Genomic DNA, 3,224 nt, shown 5'->3' with positions numbered 1-3,224 from the left:
CGGGATTGGAATGGCGCACGGAACATAATGATTCGTGCTTTGTCGGCAACAACCACCAGGTTTTCACCTGGTGCTATACAGGTCATTCCTGCTGATAAGTAGGTTTGCACAGGTTAAATGTTGCACATGCTGAACTAATCAAACTTCGTCAATATATTCTCGATACCCTACCCACCCTTACCCCTGCTCTCAACTCCCTATCATCCTCGCCCCTGACTTCTAGTCTTTGCAGTTCGTTTTTCCCCCACATCCCCACTACCGGCAAAGCCCTCAAAGCTGCCGAAGACCAGCTAGATAGCATCATCTGCGCCTATGTCGGAGCCTACTGGTGGTATTGGGGAACTGAATTTAATTGGGTATTAGGAGATGCAACAACTGGGTATATTATTACCCCCTGTCGAAACGGAAAAGACTGATCAACTCTCAAGGCACGCACTATGGCAAAATAGTAATCGTCGAGAAAAATCAACCATAACAATAAAGTAATCCCAGTGAGTCCTACTGCCCAAGCGCCCAAGACTACTCGCCGCCTAGTGTTTCCTTTCACTGCCATTGTCGGTCAGGAAGAAATGAAACTGGCATTGCTCCTAAATGTGATCGATCCCAAGATTGGGGGAGTAATGATCATGGGCGATCGCGGCACAGGCAAATCTACTACTATTCGTGCCTTAGCTGATTTATTACCAGAAATCGATGTAGTTGCTGAAGACCCTTTCAACAGTGACCCTCAGGAACCTGACTGGATGGGCAATGGTAATGGAGCAGCTGCATCTAGGACAACGGTCAAGAAAAAAGTTCCCATGGTAGATTTACCGTTAGGAGCAACCGAAGACCGGGTTTGTGGTACAATCGATATAGAAAAAGCCTTATCTGAAGGTGTCAAAGCTTTTGAACCAGGACTGTTGGCTAAAGCTAATCGAGGCATCCTCTATGTCGATGAGGTTAACCTGCTCGATGACCACCTAGTGGATGTACTCCTAGACTCCGCTGCTAGTGGTTGGAATACTGTAGAACGGGAAGGCATATCCATTCGCCACCCTGCTCGCTTTGTATTAGTAGGTTCTGGTAACCCAGAAGAAGGAGAATTACGACCCCAGTTACTAGACCGCTTTGGGATGCACGCGGAAATCCGTACAGTCAAAGAACCAGTGCTGCGAGTCAAAATTGTGGAAGAACGGGGAGAGTTTGATCAAAATCCCAACCAATATATTGAACAGCACCAAACTGAGCAAGAAGCGTTACAGAAACAGATAGTAATGGCTCAAGAGCGACTTGCTGAAGTAGAAATGGACTACGACTTTCGGGTGAATATTTCAGAAGTTTGCTCAGAACTGGATGTGGATGGACTCAGGGGTGATATTGTAACTAATCGTGCGGCTAAGGCTCTGGCTGCATTTGAAGGACGAACTGAAGTTACAGTGGATGATATCCGCCGGGTGATTACCTTATGTTTACGGCACCGCTTGCGTAAAGACCCCCTGGAGTCGATTGATTCAGGATATAAGGTTCTCAAATCCTTTAACCGTGTTTTTGGGGTTGAAGCAGCTGAAGAAGATTGAGTTACTATAGCGCAATACCTTTCTTAAATAATTAATTTTCTTTCTTGCATAAATAGTTAACTCAAGGCGGATAAGTACTATAGAGCAAGTCTAATCAGCAATCCTAATTCCCATTAAATAGGATTGCTATTACTCATTGCTTTAAGAAAGATTGACTATTCTGACAGATGGAGCAAAAATCCATCTGCTGTCAGTTTTGCTCTTTCTAATCGTAAGTATTCAGCGTTTAGCGTTTAGCTTTCAGCTAATCCTAATCAGGATAATCCGAAAAACGGAGATTTGTCAAGAAAAACTTATCTACTGGCCAGTTTCAGCCAAATTCCTAAGTTTTGCTTGATTCCAAAGCTGACTGGGTAAGTGCCTTCGTGTAAAGTGCGCGTAGCGCGATTGACCGTAGGTCACGCGGGGCGCGTTCGCTAAATACTTACGTTTACTACTTACCTTTGCTTTTATCCGTGAGGTAACTATGAAAGGAATAGCGACTAGCTTTAGCTGGTTCCTAGCGACACTACACTTCACCGGAACTATCAGTGCTTTTTCGGTGCAAGCACAAGTCACTAAGCCAATGTCTAACAATATTGGCTCCAATGCTCTTACTCAAACTATTGCTCAATCACCAGCTGTTAATCCCCCCAACTTTGGAACAGCCCTGGACAATAACCAAGTAGTAGAAGCAGTACCTTTAATTGAACAAACTTGGGAAAAACAATATCAGAATCACCTAGACATCAATTTCCCTGACCAATCCATCACTGTGGAAGAAATTGCTGATACTCTTGGCAAAATCACCAATCAAACTGGTCAAAAGCCTGGTCTTATCTACATGGTTCCGCGACCCCAGCAACTAGAGCTGGTATTAATTACACCAGAAGGTAAGCCCATTCACAAGCGTGTCTCCGCAGCCAATAAGGAAGCTCTGTTGAGTCTAGTGCAAGAGTTTATCCAAACTATTACTAATCCTATTCGTAGGCACTCTAAACATTATCTACCAGTAGCTCAACAACTCTATCAGTGGATCATTGAGCCTGTGGAACCAGACCTTAAAGCTCAAGGCATCAACAATCTAATTTTTTGTCTAGGTGGGGGGTTACGCCACTTGCCCTTTGCTGCCTTACATGATGGCCAAGAGTTTCTGGTGGAAAAGTATAGTTTAGCCCTGATTCCTGCCTTCAAATTAACAGATACTGTCTATACCGACCTGAAAAATTCCCAAGTTTTGGCTATGGGAGCATCAGAATTTAATGATCACAATCCTTTACCTGCTGTGCCAGTAGAGTTATCTGTTATCACCCAATATCCCTGGCAAGGAAAATCTTTCCTCAATAAAGATTTTACCCTAACTAATCTACAGTGGCAACTGGGATATCATAAGAATTTTCAAATCCTGCACCTGGCAACTCATTCAGACTTCCAGGCGGGAAAACCAAACAAGTCTTATATTCAGTTTTGGAATAGTAAACTGACTTTAGATATATTCACTGAATTGCGTTGGCACTCACCAGTGGTAGAATTATTGGTGCTGAGTTCTTGTCAAACTGCCATCGGGGATAAAGAGGCTGAGTTAGGCTTTGCGGGATTAGCGGTTCGCGCCAATGTCAAGTCAGCAGTAGCTAGTTTGTGGTCTGTCAGCGATGGTGGAACCCTAGTGCTGATGAATGAATTTTA

3 protein-coding genes are annotated in these 3,224 nt (G+C 44.0%); all 3 read left to right on the top strand.

Translation table 11 applies throughout. The features are described from left to right. Positions 1-104: 104 nt before the first annotated feature. On the top strand, positions 105-416 hold the full coding sequence (locus F6K57_RS40925) for a hypothetical protein (RefSeq protein WP_293074749.1): 312 nt from the start codon (positions 105-107) through the stop codon (positions 414-416). Between the two features lie 75 nt (positions 417-491). After that, positions 492-1,559 (top strand): magnesium chelatase ATPase subunit I, encoded by a 1,068-nt coding sequence (gene bchI / locus F6K57_RS40920; RefSeq protein WP_293074746.1) that lies wholly within the window; start codon positions 492-494, stop codon positions 1,557-1,559. A 466-nt stretch (positions 1,560-2,025) separates the two neighbouring features. Next, positions 2,026-3,224, top strand: a 1,199-nt coding sequence (locus F6K57_RS40915) for a CHAT domain-containing protein (protein ID WP_293074743.1), incomplete at its 3' end; no start/stop codon positions are given.

It is taken from the genome of Moorena sp. SIO4A5 (assembly GCF_010672005.1).
In the GTDB taxonomy this organism is placed as follows: domain Bacteria; phylum Cyanobacteriota; class Cyanobacteriia; order Cyanobacteriales; family Coleofasciculaceae; genus Moorena.
Note: the sequence above shows the minus strand (reverse complement) of the source record. Positions and strands in the feature narration are given on the sequence as shown.